Genomic DNA, 17,002 nt, shown 5'->3' on the forward strand with positions numbered 1-17,002 from the left:
CGGTCTCGGTGCGGGTCGAGAGAACGTTGCGCCCGCGTGGGGCAGAAAAGACGGGCGCTTCTGCGCGGAAATCGGCGCTCGGCGCCTGAGCAACCTTTTGTTTACCAACATCGAACAGTATCGCGGCCGTTTCTTGGTTTGGCGTCGGGTGCCTTCGCAAGGACCGGAACGGAGGCAGGAATGTCGGCAAGACCGCTGGTGATCATTGGGACGCCGTGCTTCGGCGCGATGCTGTCGCTGGGCTATGTCCAATCCCTGATCGAACTGACACGATACGCGCCCGCCAACGGGTTCGATGTCGACTTCACCCTCTTGGGCAACGACGCGCTGATCACGCGCTGCCGCAACACCATCGTCTCGCAATTCCTCAAGCACCCCCAGGCCACCCACCTGCTGTTCGTCGATTCCGACATCACCTTCCGGCCGGAGCATGTGGCGCGGCTGCTGCAAGCGGACAAGGACCTGGTGGCCGGCATGTATCCGCTGAAGGCGCTCGATTGGACCATTCCCGTCCCCGAGCCGCACCCGGCGTTCGACACGGTGGAGGAACTGGCGCTGCACTATGTCGGACGGCCCCTGCCCGCCGCCGCGGCGGAGTGGGACGGCCCGTTCGTCACCGGCGATTACGCCGGCACCGGCTTCATGATGATCACGCGCGCGATGGTGGAGCGCATGGTCGCGGCCTATCCGGACCTCTGCTACAGCGGCATCCACACCTATCCGCGCCTCGATCCGACGCCGTCGACGCAATACGCGCTGTTCGAATGCATGATCGATCCCGAGACCAAGTCCTATCTCAGCGAAGACTATGCCTTCTGCTGGCGCTGGCGGCGGCTGGGCGGAAAAATCTGGCTCGATACGGAGGGCCGCCTCACGCATGTCGGCCATCACGCTTATCACGGCAATCCCGCACAGCGTTTCATTCCGCCCGGCGGCGCCAAAGCCTAACTGTCATCCCCGTCAACCCGGCTTCGCGCGAAGCGCTATGCCGGGGCGTGCCCGGACCTACTCCAACGCAAGTCAGATTTCGAAGTGGTTCCCGGATCGCGCCAACGTGCCAGACGGAAAAGCCACCGTGGCGCGTCCGGGATGACAGGGAGACCTCTGGCCCGTCAAAAAGCCAGCTTTCACAAAAACTCTGGATGGCCGGGTCGAACGCCCGGCCATGACGAGTCGGGACGCTATGCCTTGATCCACACCTGGCTCAGTACCGGGCCGTGGTTGTGTTCGACGGGGTGTTCGCCGGCGGGGCCGGCGCGGTTCATGCGGGCGTAGTTGGGGATCGCGAGCAAGGGCGAACCGTCCGCCCACTGACCTTTCACCGCCACCACGCCGCCGAGGAGATCGGGGCGCCAGGTTTCGCTGAGGGCGGCGTTCGCCATCGCGAGATCGATGCGCGGCTGGTCGGCGGTCTCGACATTGTAGACCAGCGGGCCGCGGCGGATCGCGAGCTTGCCGCGGGTGGCTTCGATGCGGCCGTCGGCCTTCACCGTCTGCACGCCGAGCGGCAATTCGAGCGCGATCTTATCGCCCTTCTGCCAGCGGCGGCGGATCACCGCGTAGCCGTTCTCGATCGTCACCGGCACGGCGACGCCGTTGACCGTGAGGCTTTTCAGGCCGCCGATGGCGGGCGTTGCGGCATAGAGTGTGCTGGTGGCGCGATTGGGGACGCGGATGCGGACGGCGAATTCCTTCGCCTCGGCGGGATTGACGGTGATCGCCACCGCGCCTTCCCACGGATAATTGGTCTCCTGCACCATCTCGACGCGCGTGCCGGCGATGTCGCCGACGTCGATCTTCGAGCCGACGAACAGGTTCACATAGAGGCCGTCCTTGCCTTTCACATAGGTCCAGGTCGGCACCATCAACAGCGTGCGCGGGATGTTGCCGACGCAGCACGGGCACGTGTGCCAGTGATAGCGCGGAGCGCGATCTTCCAGCGGATTGGTGTAGGTGAAGGCCTTGCCTTCGAGGTCCACCGAGCCGAGCAGCGCGTTGTACATCGTCTCTTCGTAGAGATCGGCGTAGCGCGCGTCGTGATAGGAAAGGTTCAGCTTGTACTGGAAGAAGATCAGGCCGCAGCTCGAACAGCTTTCGCAATAGGCATCGTTCTTGAGCGCGTAATCGTCGCCGAAGCCTTCGGAGGTATCGCCGGACCCGACGCCGCCGGTGACATAGTATTTGCGGTTGACCATGTTGTCGCGCAGCGATGCCACCGCGCTCTGATAGCCGCGGTCGCCGGTTTCGGCGGCAATGTCCGACATGCCGGAATAGAAATAGACCGCACGCACGGCGTGGCCGACGGCTTCGTATTGCTGCTGCGGCGGCAGATGGCTCTGGTCGTATTCCGAGCCGCCCTGGCGCGACTCCAAGAGGAACTTGGCCAGCGCGATATAGGCATCGCCTTTACCGTGTCCTTCCATGTCGTTGACGAAACGGCCGAAGCGCACCAGCGCCTGCTCCATCTCCTGATGGCCGTCGAACCATGCTTTCTTGCCCGGCCCGATATTGGCGGCCCAGCAATCGGCGAGTTTCTTGGCGGCGTTGTAGAGGCGCAAATCCTTGCCGCCGGTCAGCGTGTAGTGATTGATCGCGCTCTCGATGAAATAGCCGGAGACATAGCCTTCGTGATTATCGCGATGCTCGGGCGACCAGCGTTCCGGCCACTCCTTGCGGTCGGCAAGCGTATAGGCGGTCTGCAGATAGCCGTCGGGATGCTGCGCCGCGAGGATGATCGGAATCCATTTTTCCAGCGTCACGCGCATCGCGGCCTGGGCGCTGAGGATTTCCGGATCGCCTTGCGCGTCCACCATCAAGGCGATGCACATGCTTTCGATGGTCTGATGCACCCAGGCGTTGGAGAACACGAACCCCTTGTGCTTGCCGTGCGGCTGGCCGCGCAACGCTTTCGCGGCTTCGATGAAATTGTCGAGACCGCCCTCGCCGATGGTCAGATCGGTGCGCTCGCATTGCTTCACGCAATACGGAATCCAGTTGACGATGAGCGCCTTGGTGCGCGCCTTCCAGAACGGGCTCGTGATTGCGTACGGCGTCGTATAGACGACATCGAGACGCTCGTCCGGCGGCGGCGCTTCCACCTTCAACGCCAGCGACGACGTCACCGGTCCGCGTGCGGCAAGTTCCAGCGTGTAGTTACCGGGCACCGTCGCCGTGGCGGAGGTCTGAGCCGCATCCTCGTCGGCGATCTTCACCTCGCCGGGACCGCTGGTCTTGCGCCACAGCAGCGCCGGCTGTTCGCCGAGCGAACGAACCTTGCCGAGCAGATAGGTCTCGCCGCCCGCGATTAGCGTCCGGTCCAGTCCCGCATCGACGCGCGGCAGCAGCACGCTCGGCCGGCCGTAGGCCTTCCACTGCAGCAGCGCGAAATTCTTGGCGTTATCCGCCTCGATTTCGAGGCGCAGGCGCAGCGTCTTCACCGGCTTGAAGGTGGTGGTGTTGAACTGATCGGCGGCGATGCCGAGCCCAGCGGCGGCGCTCACCGGTTCGAACGCGGAGCCGGTCCAATACAACACGCGATAGCTTTTGGGCGCATACAGCCAGGTGCCGGCGATGTGCCAGTAGACGTCGACGCTGTCGAGCGTGACCGGCTTGGTCCAGGTGTATTCGACCCACTGAGCCCCTTCCGGCTCCCAATAGCGCAGCGCATCGTGACTGCCGTCGGCCGAGTTGGACGGCGCGTAACCGCTGTTCACGCTGGCGCGTTCGGCATTGCTGGTCGCGCGCGACGTGGCGACGGTCGCGATCAGAGCGAGGTTCAGAGGCGGACGACGCACGGCAATGCGTTTGCCCCGTGCTTCCGCCGAAACCGCGAGCGGGGCCAACGCCGCGCCACTCAGGAACGTACGCCGACCGAAACCCTTCGTATTGCCCACGACTTTTCTCCCTGAAACGCCTGTTTTGCCCGAGCCTAGCGTGGCCCCGCGGACCCGGCAACTAAATGTCTGACTTATGACAGCGGCAGTACCGCACATTCCCGCCTATCCGGAGGGCGGTAGGATGCGCTTCGCGGCGATAGCACAACCCTATCGCGATAGATTTTTCGGAGTCCGATCATGACCTTCACCTATTTCATGCCGACCAGCATCTGCTTTGGATCGGGAGCCCTGGACGAGTTGGGCCGCGTGCCGCTGCCCGGCAAGAAGGCGCTGGTGGTGATTTCCGCCGGAACCTCGATGCGCAAGCTCGGCTACCTGTCCCGCGTGGAAGCGCTGCTGCACAAAAACGGCGCCGAGACGGTGGTCTATGACAAGATCCAGCCCAACCCGACCAAGTCGAGCGTGATGGAAGCGGCGGCGATCGCCCGCGCCGAGCAGTGCGATTTCGTCGTCGGCCTCGGCGGCGGCAGCAGCATCGATGCAGCCAAAAGCATCGCCGTGATGGCGAAGAATCCCGGCGATTACTGGGACTACATTGCCGGCGGCAGCGGCGGCGGCAAGCCGGTGACCGAAGGCGCCCTGCCGATCATCGCGATCACGACCACTGCGGGTACCGGCACCGAAGCCGATCCGTGGACCGTCATCACCAAGGAAGACACCAACGAGAAGATCGGCTTCGGCAACAAGCACACCTTCCCGTATCTGTCGATCGTCGATCCCGACTTGATGATGAGCGTGCCGCGGGCGCTGACCGCCTATCAGGGCTTCGACGCCTTCTTCCATGCCGCCGAAGGCTTCATTGCGACCATCGCCAACCCGATGGGCGATCTGTTTGCGCTGAAAAGCATCGAACTGCTGGCGCGCTGGCTGCCGGTGGCGGTGAAAGACGGTTCGAACAAGGAAGCCCGCGCCCAGGTCGCCCTTGCCAACACGCTGTCCGGCCTGGTCGAGACCGCCTCCTGCTGCACGTCGGAGCATTCGCTCGAACACGCCATGAGCGCGTTCCATCCCAAGCTCGAACACGGCGCCGGGCTGATCATGCTGTGCCGCGCCTATTTCGGCTTCTTCCTGGGCAAGATTCCGGGCGAGCTTTACGAAGCCATGGCCAAGGCGATGGGCGAAGACGTCGAGGCGCTGCCGAAGGACAAGCGCGCCGCCGCGTTCCTCACCGCGCTGGAAAAGATGATCAAGGCGTGCGGCATGGAAAGCCTGAAGATGTCGGATTACGGCATCACCAGGGGAGAACTGCCGGCGCTGGCCAGGAATGCCCGCGAAACCATGGGCGGCCTGTTCGAACTCGACCGCTACAAGCTGTCGTTCGAAGAGACGGTGGAAATTTACGAAAAGGCGTTTGCGTGAAAGTGAACGAGGGGCCGCAACGAATGCGGCCCCTTTTTCATCAGTACCGTGCATTTCCCGGCGTGCGCGGGAACGGGATGGCGTCGCGGACGTTTGAGAGGCCGGTCGCGTAGATCAGGGTGCGTTCGAAGCCGAGGCCGAAGCCGGCGTGCGGCACCGTCCCGTAGCGGCGCAGATCGCGATACCAGTCGTACGAGTCCTTGTTCATGCCGGTCTCTTCGATGCGGACGTCGAGCACGTCGAGACGCTCTTCGCGCTGACTGCCGCCGATGATTTCGCCGATGCCGGGCGCCAGCACGTCCATCGCCGCCACGGTCTTTCCGTCGTCGTTGACGCGCATGTAGAAGGCTTTGATCGCCTTCGGGTAGTTCATCAGGATCACCGGCTTGCCGACGTGCTTCTCGGTCAGATAGCGCTCGTGCTCCGACTGCAGGTCGGTGCCCCAGCTCACCGGGTATTCGAACTTGGCGCCCGACTTGCCGAGGATGTCGACCGCCTCGGTGTAGTCCATGCGGACGAATTCGGAATTGACGATACCTTCGAGCTTCTTGACGAGGCCCTTCTCCACCCGCATGTCGAAGAATTCGAGATCGTCGGCGCGCTCGTCGAGCAGCGTCTTGAAGACGTGCTTGAGCAGCGCTTCGGCCAGTTCGGAATCCGTCTGCAGATTGGCGAAGGCGATTTCCGGCTCGACCATCCAGAACTCGGCGAGATGGCGCGAGGTGTTGGAATTCTCGGCGCGGAACGTCGGTCCGAAAGTGTAGACCTTCGACAACGCCATGCAGTAGGTCTCGACGTTGAGCTGGCCCGACACGGTCAGGAACGCTTCCTTGCCGAAGAAGTCCTTCGAGAAGTCGATCTTGCCTTCATCCGTACGCGGCAGATTGGCGAGGTCGAGGGTCGAGACGCGGAACATCTCGCCGGCGCCTTCGCAGTCCGACGCGGTGATGATCGGGGTGTTGACCCAGACGAAGCCTTCCTTGTTGAAGAAGCCGTGGATGGCCTGCGCCAGGGTGTGACGGACGCGGGCCGACGCGCCGATGATGTTGGTGCGCGGACGCAGATGGGCGACCTCGCGCAGATATTCGACGGTGTGCGGCTTGGGCTGGATCGGATAATGGTCCGGATCTTCCACCCAGCCGACCACCGTCACGCTTTCGGCCTGCATCTCGAACGGCTGGCCCTTGGCCGGCGACGGCACGATCTTGCCCGACGCTTCCACCGCGCAACCGGCGGTGAGTTTCAACACCTCGTCGGCGTAGTTTGCCAGCGTGTTGGGAACAACGACCTGCACCGGATGGAATGAGGACCCATCGGAAACCTGCAGGAAGGAAATGCCCGCCTTTGAATCGCGCCGCGTACGAACCCATCCCTTGACGGTAACGGTTTCGTCCTGCGGCGCCTGACCCTTCAGAATCGCGCGACCGGAATACGTGCTCATTATGATGCCCAGCTAAATCGACCGGCGGATTTACAGACGGGAGCGCGATTTTGTCCAGCGATTCTCCGGCGGGGCTGCCCTGTTCGCGACGCGCATTCAAGCCATTTCGTCGCACAGGCACTGTGCATATTTTCAGATGCCGTGAAAATTCTGTGACCGCTTAAGTTGCTTCGCGACAATGCAACAAGCATTCGCCACATTCCCGCCCGCAGCCGGATCACATTGCAAAAGAGGAAGAGGGAATGGCGGTCACTCCGACCATAAACGACGAAGTTGCGTTCATCTCCAGCGTCGCCAGCGACGGCACGCTCGCCAAAAAGAGCTTCTACGGCTGGAACCTAAACACACCGGCAACCTACTCAAGCGTTTGGACCACGGCCCGCAAATGGGGCGGCACGTCGGCAGGCAGTTCCGGCGGAACGATCGCCTACTATTTCGATCCCGCGTCGCTCTGGAGCGCCACGGAGCAGAAATGGTTCGCCGCGGGCCTCGCATTATGGTCGGCGGTGGCCAACATCAAATTCGTACAGACCACCAACGCATCGCAAGCCAAGATCAGCTTCCGCCGCAGCAACGACGGCGGGTCCTACGCGTATTCGCTCTACACGCCCGCACTCAACGCCTGCACGACGGGCGGCAAAGTGCTCGGCACGATCTATCGCGGCGCCGTCAGCATCGACACGACCGGCACGTCCTTCGGCCCGATCACCGGGTTCGCCAGTCAGGGCGGCTTCACCATCGAAAACCTGCTGCACGAGGAAGGTCACGTGCTTGGTCTTGGCCATGCCGGTCCGTATGACGGCTCCGTCAACACCATGACCCAGCAATACAGCGCCTACGACACCAAGCTGTACTCGGTGATGTCGTACATCGATCCCAACACGACGTCGCAATACTCCTCGCAAGCGCCGGTCAGTGGCGTGAATTGGGGCGGACACCAGCCGACGACCTGGATGCCGCTCGACATCCTGGCCATTCAGCGGCTTTACGGCGTCGCCACCACCACGCCGCTCGACGGCGGCGAAGTGTTCGGGTTTCATACCAATATCACCGGCGCGCTGAAGCCCTTTTTCGATTTCACGCAGAACACCAAGCCGGTCGTCACGCTGTGGGACAAAGGGACCAACAACACGCTCGATCTCTCCGGTTTCACGGGCACCGCATCGGTGAACCTCAATCCCGGCACCTATTCGAGCGCGGCCGGCCTGACGAAGAACATCGCCATCGCCTACGATACCAAGATCAACAAGCTGGTCTGCACAACGGGCGGCACATCGGTCACCTGCAACAACTACGGCGACACCGTGATCGGCGGCGCGGGCTCCGACACGATCCGCGGCGGCACCGGTAACGATCACCTGAGCGGCGGCGGCGGCAATGACACGTTTTATGTCTCAACCGGCAGCGATGCGCTCGACGGCGGAGCCGGGACCGATACGCTGATTGTGTCCGGCAACGCCGCGGATTACAAACTCACGAAGACCGGCAGCGGCGCTGCAACGCTCACCGGCAGCGGGATCTCCGATACGCTGTCGTCGATCGAGGTCGTAAAATTCGCGGATAAGTCGTTGTCGCTGACGAGCACGCTCTCCTCAGCCAGTACCATCGATGATACCTCCTCCACACAAATCGGATGGGATCCTGCGAGCCTACTCGCCACACAACCTTCGCCAGTATCTTCGTCCAAATACGCGCTGAACGATCCTCTGGCCCTTCCCGCATCGACGCCGCTGGCCAATGCAAGCCCGCTTCTGCGTCCGGGACTGATCGAATCTCCCCGCATGTGGCACGCAGCAACGGGATGAGATTCCGGAACGGTTGGCCATCGAAGCTGTTTTCATGACGAACGACAGGAGGACGCACCATGCCGAACCCCAATGCGCATGAGCAACCCGCCGAAGGCGGAGTCGAACAGGTCGAACGTGCCCTGCAAAAGCAGTCAGAACCGCCGCCGAAGCCGCGCAGCGAAACACCGAAATCCACACCGAAAGATAGCAAAAAGGATCACAAATAATCCGATCCAGCGAGAAAATCCGCCGCCGCTGCGCGGCGGATTTTTCTTGTAAATAGAGGACGTTATAACCGATCTTCCGGGAGATATTTGACAGTTAACAAGTCGCAACTGCACAATTACTGAACGGCCTCGGCTGCTTGAACGCCCTGCCGAATTTCGCCCATTCGAGCGCTGCACCGGCCGTACGCATTGCCGACAGAATGAGTGTCTATCGGCCGCGTTGCGATCATCAGATTACAAAAAATATTGCGCCCTGCCGGTTCGTTATGTCGCGTTGTAAAGCAATGCGTACGAACCGGACGCCGTTGCCACCTTTCGGGGTGATCGAGTACGATTGCCTTAGCGATAAGTACCGCAGCAGGAATTTCCCAAAAAATGCTTATGGAACACTCCTCGACCCGGCGCGAGCGCAAGTCTGCGTCCGCCCCGACGAATGAAAAGCCCGCCCTCAAACACAACAAGCTCGATGACAACATCGGCTACCAGGTCCGTATGGCGTATGTCGCCATCCGCCGGCAGTTCGAAGCCGCCATGGAAAAGCTTGATCTCACGCAGAAGCAGACCAGCGTTCTGTGGCTGATCGAAGCCAACCCGGCGGTCTCCCAGATCGCGCTCGCCAACGAGCTCGGCATGGACCGCGCTTCCATGATGGCCATCGTCGACCGTCTTGAAGAGCGCGGACTGATCGTGCGCAAGCGGTCGGCCGAAGACGGCCGCCGCCAAGAGCTGTATGTGCTGGCCAAGGGCAAGAAGGTCCTGACGCAAGCCAAGGCCGCGATCCACGAACACGAAAAGTGGATCGGCCAGAAGTTCACGAAGGCCGAACTCGGCGCCTTCGTCGAAGGTCTGAAGCGCTTTACGCGCTGATCTCCGGCTGACAGCGATGACGTTCCAGAGCGAGGCGGTTCTCCGCCTCGCTTTTGGCTTTTACCCGCCTTCCCGGAAGCCGGGATACAGCAGCATGCCGCCATCGACGGCAACTGTCGTTCCGGTGACGTAGCCGGCGAGATCGCTTGCCAGGAACGCAATCACGCGACCGACATCCTTCGGCTCGCCGATACGGTCCATCGGGATTTTCCCGAGCAGATCCGCCTTGCCTGCCGGATCCTTCCAGACATCGGCATTGATCGGCGTCTTGATCGCGCCCGGCGCGATCGCCACGACGCGCACGCCGTGCTCGGCAATCTCCTGGGCCAGCGTGCGGGTGAACATCGACAAGCCCGCCTTGGCCGCCGTGTAGGCCGAATACCCGGTCCACGGGATCGTCTCGTGCACGGAGGTGACGTTGACGATCACGCCGCGCTGCTGGGCGATCATCCGCTTCGCCGCCTCGCGGGCGCAGTTATAAGGGCCGATCAGATCGACCTCGATCACCCGCCGCCACGCTGCCGGATCGCTTTCGGCGCAGAGCTGGCGTTTGCCGTCGATGCCGGCATTGTTGACGAGGATGTCGATGCCGCCGAGTTCCTCGTCGACCGCCGCAAACGCGGCCGCGACCGACTCCGGGTCCGCCACATCTTCCAGATGAATGGGCACGACACGGCCTTCGGCGCCATGGAGTTCCGCCACCAGCGCCTCCGCCGGAGCCCGGTCGCCGCGCCAGCCGATGCCGACCCAGGCGCCGCACGCCGCCAGCGCCCGAGACGCGGCCGCACCCAAGCCGCCGTCGCCGCCCGTCACCAGGGCCCGCCGGCCGGAAAGATCGATCGTCAGCATGGAATGGCAACTCGCGGAGCGCGGGGCCGGTTCCCAGCGACGTTCCGGTCCGACAGGGTTCGTACGGACCGGCCGCTTTGTATGCCCTCATTACCAATCGGTCCATGCACGACCGGGCCGCGACTGGCGACGGGCGGTTCCAACGGCAGGCCGCGCAACGGCGAGCGGCGCTGTTGCCGATCGTCAGAAGAACAAATTAAATCCACTCCGACCCCATTTGGCGGCGGAGCCCCCCATGACCCCATCCGATCAGATCGATGCGCGCATCAAGGAACTCGGCGACTGGCGCGGCGAGATGCTGGCGCGGCTCAGGGCGATCGTGCATCGGGCCGATCCCGACGTGACCGAAACCTGGAAGTGGCGCGGCGTGCCGGTGTGGGAGCATGACGGCATCGTCTGCACCGGCGAGACCTACAAAGCGGTGGTCAAGATGACCTTCGCCAAAGGCGCGGCGCTGCCCGATCCGGCGCACCTGTTCAATTCCAGCCTCGACGGCAATACCCGCCGCGCCATCGACTTCCGCGAAGGCGACAAGGTCGACGAAAAGGCGCTGATCGCGCTGATCCGGGCGGCGGTGAAAGCGAATGCCGAGACCGCCAAGAAGCGGTCGCGCGCAAAACCCGGCTGAGGGCGGCCTGCACGCCAAGATTGTTATTGGTAACAAGGACCTGCGACATTTGTCTGATTTTATCAGAAAGTGACGCAACTTAGGGTGCGCAATGACCGGAATGGCCGCAACCATATCCAGAATTTATGCGCCAAAAGTCCGCAGATTCCCTTATTTTTAGCCTCGCCTTTTGGGGTTCCTCCCCTTTGGGCATGAACTCGGCGGCGCTCCGCAACGGGCGCCGCCAATTTTCATGCGGGCCGCGTCTGGCGAACCCATTCGTCACCCTGCGGACCACCTCGTCCCCTATCGTGCGTCGTCCAGTGCGCAGATCCGCGAGCGAGGAAAGAGCAGGCATCCTATTTCTTTGCCTTCGCCAAGCCGTAGAAACCGGCCAGCAGGTAGGAGCCGCCGAAGAAGTAGAGGAAGAAATCCACGATCCCGGCGATCGCGCGCACCAGCGGGGCGAAGCCGGTGAAGAGGAAGATGTTCGCCAGCAGCAGCGCGACGCCGGCCGCGACCAGCCCCACGCCGAAGAGGATCGTGTTGCGGTAGACCCGGCGGCTGTAGGTTCGCATGGCGCGCATGTGTATCTCCTCGCGGGGCGTCACTTCGCGGTGAGGGCCCTCGCACAACCGATCCTGTGCCGCTAATGTCCGCGGCCGTCAACTTCCGAAGGTTTTCCATGCACCGTAGCTGTCTCGCCGCCGTTGCCGCGGCCTTCCTGTCTGCGACCTCGCTGTCTCCCGCCCTCGCCGCCCCGTTCACCGCCAAACTGATGGCCACCCTCGACCGCATCGACGATCCGCGGGTGTCGCCGGACGGACGCTACGCCCTCTACGACCTCCGGACGGTCGACTATGCCGCGAACAAGGCGGCGCATTCGCTCTGGATCGTGGATCTCAAGACCCGCACTTCGCGGCGGCTGAAGGCGTCGGACGGCGGCGCTTCGAACGGGCGCTGGGCGCCGGACGGCTCGATCTATTTCATCTCCGGGCGCAGCGACGGCCGCGACCAGGTGTTCAAGACCGACGTCAAAGGCGAGACCGCAACCCAGGTCACCCATGCCGACCTCGATGTCGGCGCGTTCAAGATTTCGCCCGACGGCAAGACGCTGGTGATCGCCCAAGCCGTTTTCCCCGAGTGCCCCGACATCGCCTGCACGGTGGCGAAGAAGAAGGCCAAGGAAGAGGCCAAGACCACCGGCGTCGTCTACGACCGGCTGTTCGTGCGCCATTGGGACGAATGGACCGACGGCACCCGCAACCATCTCTATGCCCTCAAGCTGAACGCCTCCGGCGTGGCCGAGGGCGCTCCGGTGGCGCTGATGCCGGGCTTCGACGGCGATGCCCCGACCAAGCCGTTCGGCGGCGACGGCGATTTTTCGATTTCGCCCGACGGCAAGACGCTGGTGTTCTCGGCGCGCGTGGCGGGCAAGACCGAACCCTGGAGCACCAATTTCGACCTCTTCGCGGTGCCGCTCGACGGCTCCAAGAAGCCCGAGAACCTGACCGAGGCCAATAAGGCCTGGGACGCCGCACCGGCCTTCTCGCCGGACGGCAAGTGGCTCGCCTACACCGCCATGAAGCGCCCCGGCTTCGAAGCCGACCGTTTCGGCGTCATGCTGCGCAATGTGGCGACCGGCGAGACCAAAGAAGTGGCGCCCGCCTGGGACCGCTCGGCCGACGCGCCGGTGTGGTCGCGCGACGGCAAGCGGCTGCTGACAGGCTCCGACGATCTCGGCCAGCACAAAGTGTTCGCGATCGATCCGGCGAGCGGCAAAGTCACGGCGCTGACCGGCAGCGGCCATGTCGGCGCGTTCGATGTCGGACCCAACGGACTGGTGTATGCGCACGACACGATCGAAGGTCCGGCCCAGCTCTACGCGGCGCCGTACGGCGGTAAGGCGGTCAAACTTACCAATGTCAACAAAGACGCGCTGAAGGGCGTCGAGATGGGCAAGGCCGAGCAGTTCTCGTTCAAAGGCTGGAATGGCGAAACCGTATACGGATACGTGGTCAAGCCGGCGAACTTCGATCCGAGCAAGAAGTATCCGGTGGCGTTCCTGATCCACGGCGGGCCGCAAGGCTCGATGGCGAACGACTTCCATTACCGCTGGAATCCGCAAGTCTATGCCGGCGCGGGCTATGCCTCGGTGATGATCGACTTCCACGGATCAACGGGTTACGGCCAGAACTTCACAGATGCGATTAGCCGCCATTGGGGCGACCGCCCGCTCGAAGACCTGCAAAAGGGCTGGGCCGCCGCGCTCGGCAAATACAAGTTCCTCGACGGCGACAAGGCCTGCGCGCTGGGCGCCTCGTACGGCGGCTTCATGGTCAACTGGATCGCGGGTACCTGGAACGCGCCGTTCAAGTGCTTTGTGAGCCACGACGGCGAAGTCGATACGCGCTCTATGGGATTCACCACCGAAGAACTCTGGTTCGACGAGTGGGAACGCGGCGGCACGGTCATCGACAAGCCGGAGAACTACGAGCAGTTCAATCCGTTCACCCACGTCAAAGACTGGTCGAAGCCGATGCTGATCGTCCACGGCGGACGCGACTACCGCATCGACCAGACCCAAGGCATCGGCGCCTTCACCCTGCTCCAGCGCCGCAGCATCCCGTCGAAGTTCCTCTACTTCCCGGACGAGAACCACTGGGTGCTGAAGCCGCAAAACTCGGTCCAGTGGCACGACGAAGTGCTGGGCTGGCTGGGGACGTGGACGAAGTAGTCAGTCCCTCACCGCGCCATGCTCGGTCGCGCAGCGGCCGTGGTCGGCGAGCGTATCCAGAATGCGGCAGTCGCCGACGCGACCGTGGCGACAGGCTTTGACCATGCGCGTGAGTTCGGTGCGCAACAGCTCGAGCCGGGCGATGCGCTCCTCGACATCGGCGAGGTGCTGGCTAGCGAGCGCGTCGACGCGGGCGCAGGACTGCTCCGGCCGGTCGGACAGGGTCAACAGCTCGCGGATGGCATCGACCTCGAAACCGAGATCGCGGGCGTGGCGGACGAAGATCAGGCGGCGGCGGTGCGCCTCGCCATAGACCCGGCGGCCGGCCGCGGTGCGCGCGGGCTCGGGCATCAGGCCGATGCTCTCGTAAAAGCGGATGGTGGTGATCTTGACGCCGGTGGCGCGGGCCAGATCGCCGATGGCGAGGTCCTTGGCGGGTTTTGCGGGGCTGGATTTTGTCGGCATAAGGGGCTTGCTCCTACAGTGACTGTAGGATGCATACGGCTCCCATGTCCAAGGATTGTTGCGGCGAGACCGCCTGTAGTTCCGAAATGCCCGCCCTGCGGGCGCGTGAAACCGAAGATACCTGCGGCTGCGAAAGCGTCGGCCGCTCGGTCGAAACCGGCTCGCCGGCGTTCCGGCGGACGGTCTGGATCGTGCTGGCGCTCAACGCCGCGATGTTCCTGATCGAGACCGTCGCCGGACGGCTGGCAGGTTCGCTGGCGCTGCAGTCCGATGCGCTCGACTTCGCGGGCGATACGGCGACCTATGCCATCAGCCTTGCCGTCATCGGACACGGCGTAGCGTGGCGGGCGCGGGCGGCGCAGTTGAAAGGCGTCGTGCTCGGCGGTTTCGCCGTGTTCGTGCTGGGATCGGCGCTGTGGCGGAGCTTTGTGACGGGCGTGCCGGAAGCCACCACCATGGGCGTGGTCGGCGTAATGGCGCTGGCGACCAACGTGACCGCCGCCCTGCTCTTGATGCGCTACCGCGACGGCGACGCCAATGTCCGCTCGGTCTGGCTGTGCTCGCGCAACGACGCGCTGGGCAATATCGCGGTGCTGATCGCGGCGGGCGTGGTGGCGGTGACCGGCACCAAATGGGCCGACCTCGCGGTGGCGACGATCATGGCGAGCCTGTTCCTGTCGACCGCGACGCAGATCGTGCGGCAGGCACGGATGGAATTGGCGGGGGCGGCGTAAACACAAATGTCATCCCCGGCCGAGCAAACGTAGCGCAGTGGGGACCCAGGTCTTCAAACCTCAACGATCGCAGAAAACACGACGGATCTCACCGCCAACGGCGTGCGAGCGGATGCACCTGGGTTCCCTTCCCCTCGCCCGCTACCGTTGCTCCGCAACGCTACCGGTCTCGGCCGGGAATGACAGTTCGGAGCTACTTCCCCTCGATCTCTTCGCGCAGGGTTTCGAGTTCGAGCCAGCGGTCTTCGCACGCCGTGCGTTCGGCTTCGGCGGCGGTGAGGCGGTCGGAGAGTTTGGTCACCCGCGACGGGTCCTTGGCGTAGAGCGCGGGATCGGCCAGTTCGGCGTGCAGCTTCTCGATTTCCTTGCTCAGCTTGTCGATCTGACCGGGCAACTTTTCCAGCGCGTGCTTGTCGTTGAACGACAGCTTGCGGCGCGGCGCATCGGCCTTGGCGCGCGGCGCGGACTTTTCCTTCTTCTCTTTCTCGGGCTTGGCCGCTTCGACGCCGCCGCCACGCTGCGCCACCATATCGGTGTAGCCGCCGGCGTATTCGGTGAAGCGTCCGTCGCCCTCGGCATAGAGGATCGCGGTCACGGTGCGGTCGAGAAAATCGCGGTCGTGGCTGACCAGCAGCACGGTGCCGGGATACTCGTCGATCATCTCTTCGAGGAGATCGAGGGTTTCGAGATCGAGATCGTTGGTCGGTTCGTCGAGCACCAGCAGATTGCCCGGCTTGGCGAGCGCCTTGGCCAGCAGCAAGCGCGCCCGTTCGCCGCCCGACAGCACTTCCACCGGCGTGCCGGCCTGCTCGGGCAGGAACAGGAAGTCCTGCATGTAGCTCATGACGTGGCGCATCTGGCCGCCGACTTCGACCTTGTCGCCGTGGCCGCCGGTGAGAACCTCTTTGAGCGACGCCTGGCCGTCGAGCAGCGCGCGGCTCTGATCGAGGGTCACCAGCGCGATGTTGGTGCCGTGAATGACCTCGCCGGTATCGGGCTCCAGACGCTTGGTGAGAAGCTTTAAAAGCGTGGTCTTGCCGGCACCGTTGGAACCGATCACACCGATCCGGTCGCCTCTTAAGATGCGGGTCGAGAAGTCCGTTACAACCGGCTTATCGCCGTAGCTTTTCGAGATGCCGCGCGCCTCGATCACACGGGTGCCGGCACTGCCCGCCTCGCTGACGGAAAAACTCACCTGCCCGAGCTGGCGGCGGGCCTCGCGACGCTCGCGGCGGAGTTCGCCGAGCAGCGCCATGCGGCGGACATTGCGCTTGCGCCGCGCAGTGACGCCGTAGCGGACCCAATGCTCCTCGGCGACGATCTTGCGGTTCAATTTCTGGCGGTCGCGTTCTTCTTCTTCGAGGAGCTGATCGCGCCAGGCCTCGTAACCGGAAAAGCCGCGATCGAGCCGCTGGGTCTTGCCGCGGTCGAGCCACACCGTGGCGCGCGACAGCCGTTCGAGGAAGCGCCGGTCGTGGCTGATGAGAACCAGCGCGCCGCTCATCGCCGTAAGCTCGCCTTCCAGCCATTCGATGGCGGGCAGATCGAGATGATTGGTGGGCTCGTCCAACAGCAGAATATCGGGCTCAGGCGCCAGCACGCGCGCCAAGGCGGCACGACGCGCCTGCCCGCCCGACAATGCGTCGATGGACTCGCTCCCCGACAGGCCCAGCATGCCGAGCAGATAATGCGCACGCGAAATGTCGTCGCCCGGCGCGAGACCGCCGGCCACGTAAGCCAGCGTATCGGGATAGCCCGACAAATCCGGCTCTTGCGGAAGGTAACGAATGGTGGCGTCGGGCTGCGCAAAGCGGCGGCCGCCATCGGGCTCCAGCATGCCGGCCGCGATTTTCAGCAACGTCGACTTTCCGGAGCCGTTGCGGCCGACCAGACACAGGCGTTCGCCGGGTTCGACGAACAACTCGGCGCCGTCGAGCAGCGGCGTGGTTCCGATCGTCAGATGGACGTCTTGCAGAGTCAGAAGCGGTGCGGGCATGGGGCTCGTTTAGCCCACGCCGCGCACCACGTCACGC

General features: G+C 63.6%; 14 protein-coding genes. 8 read left to right on the forward strand and 6 right to left on the reverse strand.

Going from position 1 to position 17,002, the window contains the following annotated elements; all coding sequences use genetic code 11:
* Positions 1-180: 180 nt before the first annotated feature.
* A complete protein-coding gene (locus tag FHS84_RS18290) occupies positions 181-948 on the forward strand; it encodes a hypothetical protein (RefSeq protein WP_166936969.1) in 768 nt (255 codons plus the stop codon).
* Positions 949-1,181: 233 nt separating this feature from the next.
* On the opposite strand, the gene FHS84_RS18295 is transcribed toward FHS84_RS18290, so the two are convergent.
* On the reverse strand, positions 1,182-3,893 hold the full coding sequence (locus FHS84_RS18295) for a beta-L-arabinofuranosidase domain-containing protein (protein ID WP_208393953.1): 2,712 nt from the start codon (positions 3,891-3,893) through the stop codon (positions 1,182-1,184).
* 180 nt (positions 3,894-4,073) lie between these two features.
* Between FHS84_RS18295 and FHS84_RS18300 the strand changes: the two genes are divergently transcribed.
* On the forward strand, positions 4,074-5,255 hold the full coding sequence (locus FHS84_RS18300; protein ID WP_166936971.1) for an iron-containing alcohol dehydrogenase: 1,182 nt from the start codon (positions 4,074-4,076) through the stop codon (positions 5,253-5,255).
* A gap of 40 nt (positions 5,256-5,295) precedes the next feature.
* Here the strand turns inward: FHS84_RS18300 and asnS are convergent, their stop codons facing one another.
* Complete coding sequence (asnS, locus tag FHS84_RS18305; RefSeq protein WP_166936972.1) at positions 5,296-6,696, reverse strand: asparagine--tRNA ligase; 1,401 nt, start codon at positions 6,694-6,696, stop codon at positions 5,296-5,298.
* A gap of 242 nt (positions 6,697-6,938) precedes the next feature.
* On the opposite strand from asnS, the gene FHS84_RS18310 reads away from it, so the two are divergent.
* From FHS84_RS18310 to FHS84_RS18320, 3 genes are all read left to right on the forward strand, one after another.
* Positions 6,939-8,501, forward strand: a complete 1,563-nt coding sequence (locus FHS84_RS18310) for a M10 family metallopeptidase C-terminal domain-containing protein (protein ID WP_166936973.1) — start codon at positions 6,939-6,941, stop codon at positions 8,499-8,501.
* A 59-nt stretch (positions 8,502-8,560) separates the two neighbouring features.
* Entirely contained in the window at positions 8,561-8,710 is a 150-nt protein-coding gene (locus FHS84_RS18315) for a hypothetical protein (RefSeq protein WP_166936974.1), read from the forward strand.
* Between the two features lie 375 nt (positions 8,711-9,085).
* Complete coding sequence (locus tag FHS84_RS18320; RefSeq protein ID WP_166936975.1) at positions 9,086-9,577, forward strand: MarR family winged helix-turn-helix transcriptional regulator; 492 nt, start codon at positions 9,086-9,088, stop codon at positions 9,575-9,577.
* A gap of 60 nt (positions 9,578-9,637) precedes the next feature.
* On the opposite strand, the gene FHS84_RS18325 is transcribed toward FHS84_RS18320, so the two are convergent.
* Positions 9,638-10,426, reverse strand: a complete 789-nt coding sequence (locus FHS84_RS18325) for an SDR family oxidoreductase (protein ID WP_166936976.1) — start codon at positions 10,424-10,426, stop codon at positions 9,638-9,640.
* 235 nt (positions 10,427-10,661) lie between these two features.
* Here FHS84_RS18325 and FHS84_RS18330 point away from each other — a divergent pair, with 235 nt between their 5' ends.
* On the forward strand, positions 10,662-11,054 hold the full coding sequence (locus tag FHS84_RS18330) for a DUF1801 domain-containing protein (protein ID WP_166936977.1): 393 nt from the start codon (positions 10,662-10,664) through the stop codon (positions 11,052-11,054).
* A 338-nt stretch (positions 11,055-11,392) separates the two neighbouring features.
* On the opposite strand, the gene FHS84_RS18335 is transcribed toward FHS84_RS18330, so the two are convergent.
* On the reverse strand, positions 11,393-11,620 hold the full coding sequence (locus FHS84_RS18335; protein WP_166936978.1) for a hypothetical protein: 228 nt from the start codon (positions 11,618-11,620) through the stop codon (positions 11,393-11,395).
* Between the two features lie 98 nt (positions 11,621-11,718).
* Between FHS84_RS18335 and FHS84_RS18340 the strand changes: the two genes are divergently transcribed.
* Entirely contained in the window at positions 11,719-13,770 is a 2,052-nt protein-coding gene (locus FHS84_RS18340) for a S9 family peptidase (protein WP_166936979.1), read from the forward strand.
* Here the strand turns inward: FHS84_RS18340 and FHS84_RS18345 are convergent, their stop codons facing one another.
* Positions 13,771-14,235, reverse strand: a complete 465-nt coding sequence (locus tag FHS84_RS18345; RefSeq protein ID WP_166936980.1) for a MerR family transcriptional regulator — start codon at positions 14,233-14,235, stop codon at positions 13,771-13,773.
* A 44-nt stretch (positions 14,236-14,279) separates the two neighbouring features.
* Here FHS84_RS18345 and FHS84_RS18350 point away from each other — a divergent pair, with 44 nt between their 5' ends.
* On the forward strand, positions 14,280-14,969 hold the full coding sequence (locus FHS84_RS18350) for a cation efflux transmembrane domain-containing protein (RefSeq protein ID WP_166936981.1): 690 nt from the start codon (positions 14,280-14,282) through the stop codon (positions 14,967-14,969).
* Positions 14,970-15,162: 193 nt separating this feature from the next.
* Here FHS84_RS18350 and FHS84_RS18355 read toward each other — a convergent pair whose 3' ends face one another.
* Complete coding sequence (locus FHS84_RS18355; protein ID WP_166936982.1) at positions 15,163-16,965, reverse strand: ABC-F family ATP-binding cassette domain-containing protein; 1,803 nt, start codon at positions 16,963-16,965, stop codon at positions 15,163-15,165.
* Positions 16,966-17,002: the final 37 nt, after the last annotated feature.

The sequence above is a fragment of the Rhizomicrobium electricum genome, from assembly GCF_011762045.1.
In the GTDB taxonomy this organism is placed as follows: domain Bacteria; phylum Pseudomonadota; class Alphaproteobacteria; order Micropepsales; family Micropepsaceae; genus Rhizomicrobium; species Rhizomicrobium electricum.

Coding starts and splice junctions, on each gene's coding strand:
- FHS84_RS18290 (WP_166936969.1), top strand. CDS start 181: ATGTCGGCAAGACCGCTGGTGATCATTGGGACGCCGTGCTTCGGCGCG.
- FHS84_RS18300 (WP_166936971.1), top strand. CDS start 4,074: ATGACCTTCACCTATTTCATGCCGACCAGCATCTGCTTTGGATCGGGA.
- asnS (WP_166936972.1), bottom strand. CDS start 6,696: ATGAGCACGTATTCCGGTCGCGCGATTCTGAAGGGTCAGGCGCCGCAG.
- FHS84_RS18310 (WP_166936973.1), top strand. CDS start 6,939: ATGGCGGTCACTCCGACCATAAACGACGAAGTTGCGTTCATCTCCAGC.
- FHS84_RS18315 (WP_166936974.1), top strand. CDS start 8,561: ATGCCGAACCCCAATGCGCATGAGCAACCCGCCGAAGGCGGAGTCGAA.
- FHS84_RS18320 (WP_166936975.1), top strand. CDS start 9,086: ATGCTTATGGAACACTCCTCGACCCGGCGCGAGCGCAAGTCTGCGTCC.
- FHS84_RS18325 (WP_166936976.1), bottom strand. CDS start 10,426: ATGCTGACGATCGATCTTTCCGGCCGGCGGGCCCTGGTGACGGGCGGC.
- FHS84_RS18330 (WP_166936977.1), top strand. CDS start 10,662: ATGACCCCATCCGATCAGATCGATGCGCGCATCAAGGAACTCGGCGAC.
- FHS84_RS18335 (WP_166936978.1), bottom strand. CDS start 11,620: ATGCGCGCCATGCGAACCTACAGCCGCCGGGTCTACCGCAACACGATC.
- FHS84_RS18340 (WP_166936979.1), top strand. CDS start 11,719: ATGCACCGTAGCTGTCTCGCCGCCGTTGCCGCGGCCTTCCTGTCTGCG.
- FHS84_RS18345 (WP_166936980.1), bottom strand. CDS start 14,235: ATGCCGACAAAATCCAGCCCCGCAAAACCCGCCAAGGACCTCGCCATC.
- FHS84_RS18350 (WP_166936981.1), top strand. CDS start 14,280: ATGTCCAAGGATTGTTGCGGCGAGACCGCCTGTAGTTCCGAAATGCCC.
- FHS84_RS18355 (WP_166936982.1), bottom strand. CDS start 16,965: ATGCCCGCACCGCTTCTGACTCTGCAAGACGTCCATCTGACGATCGGA.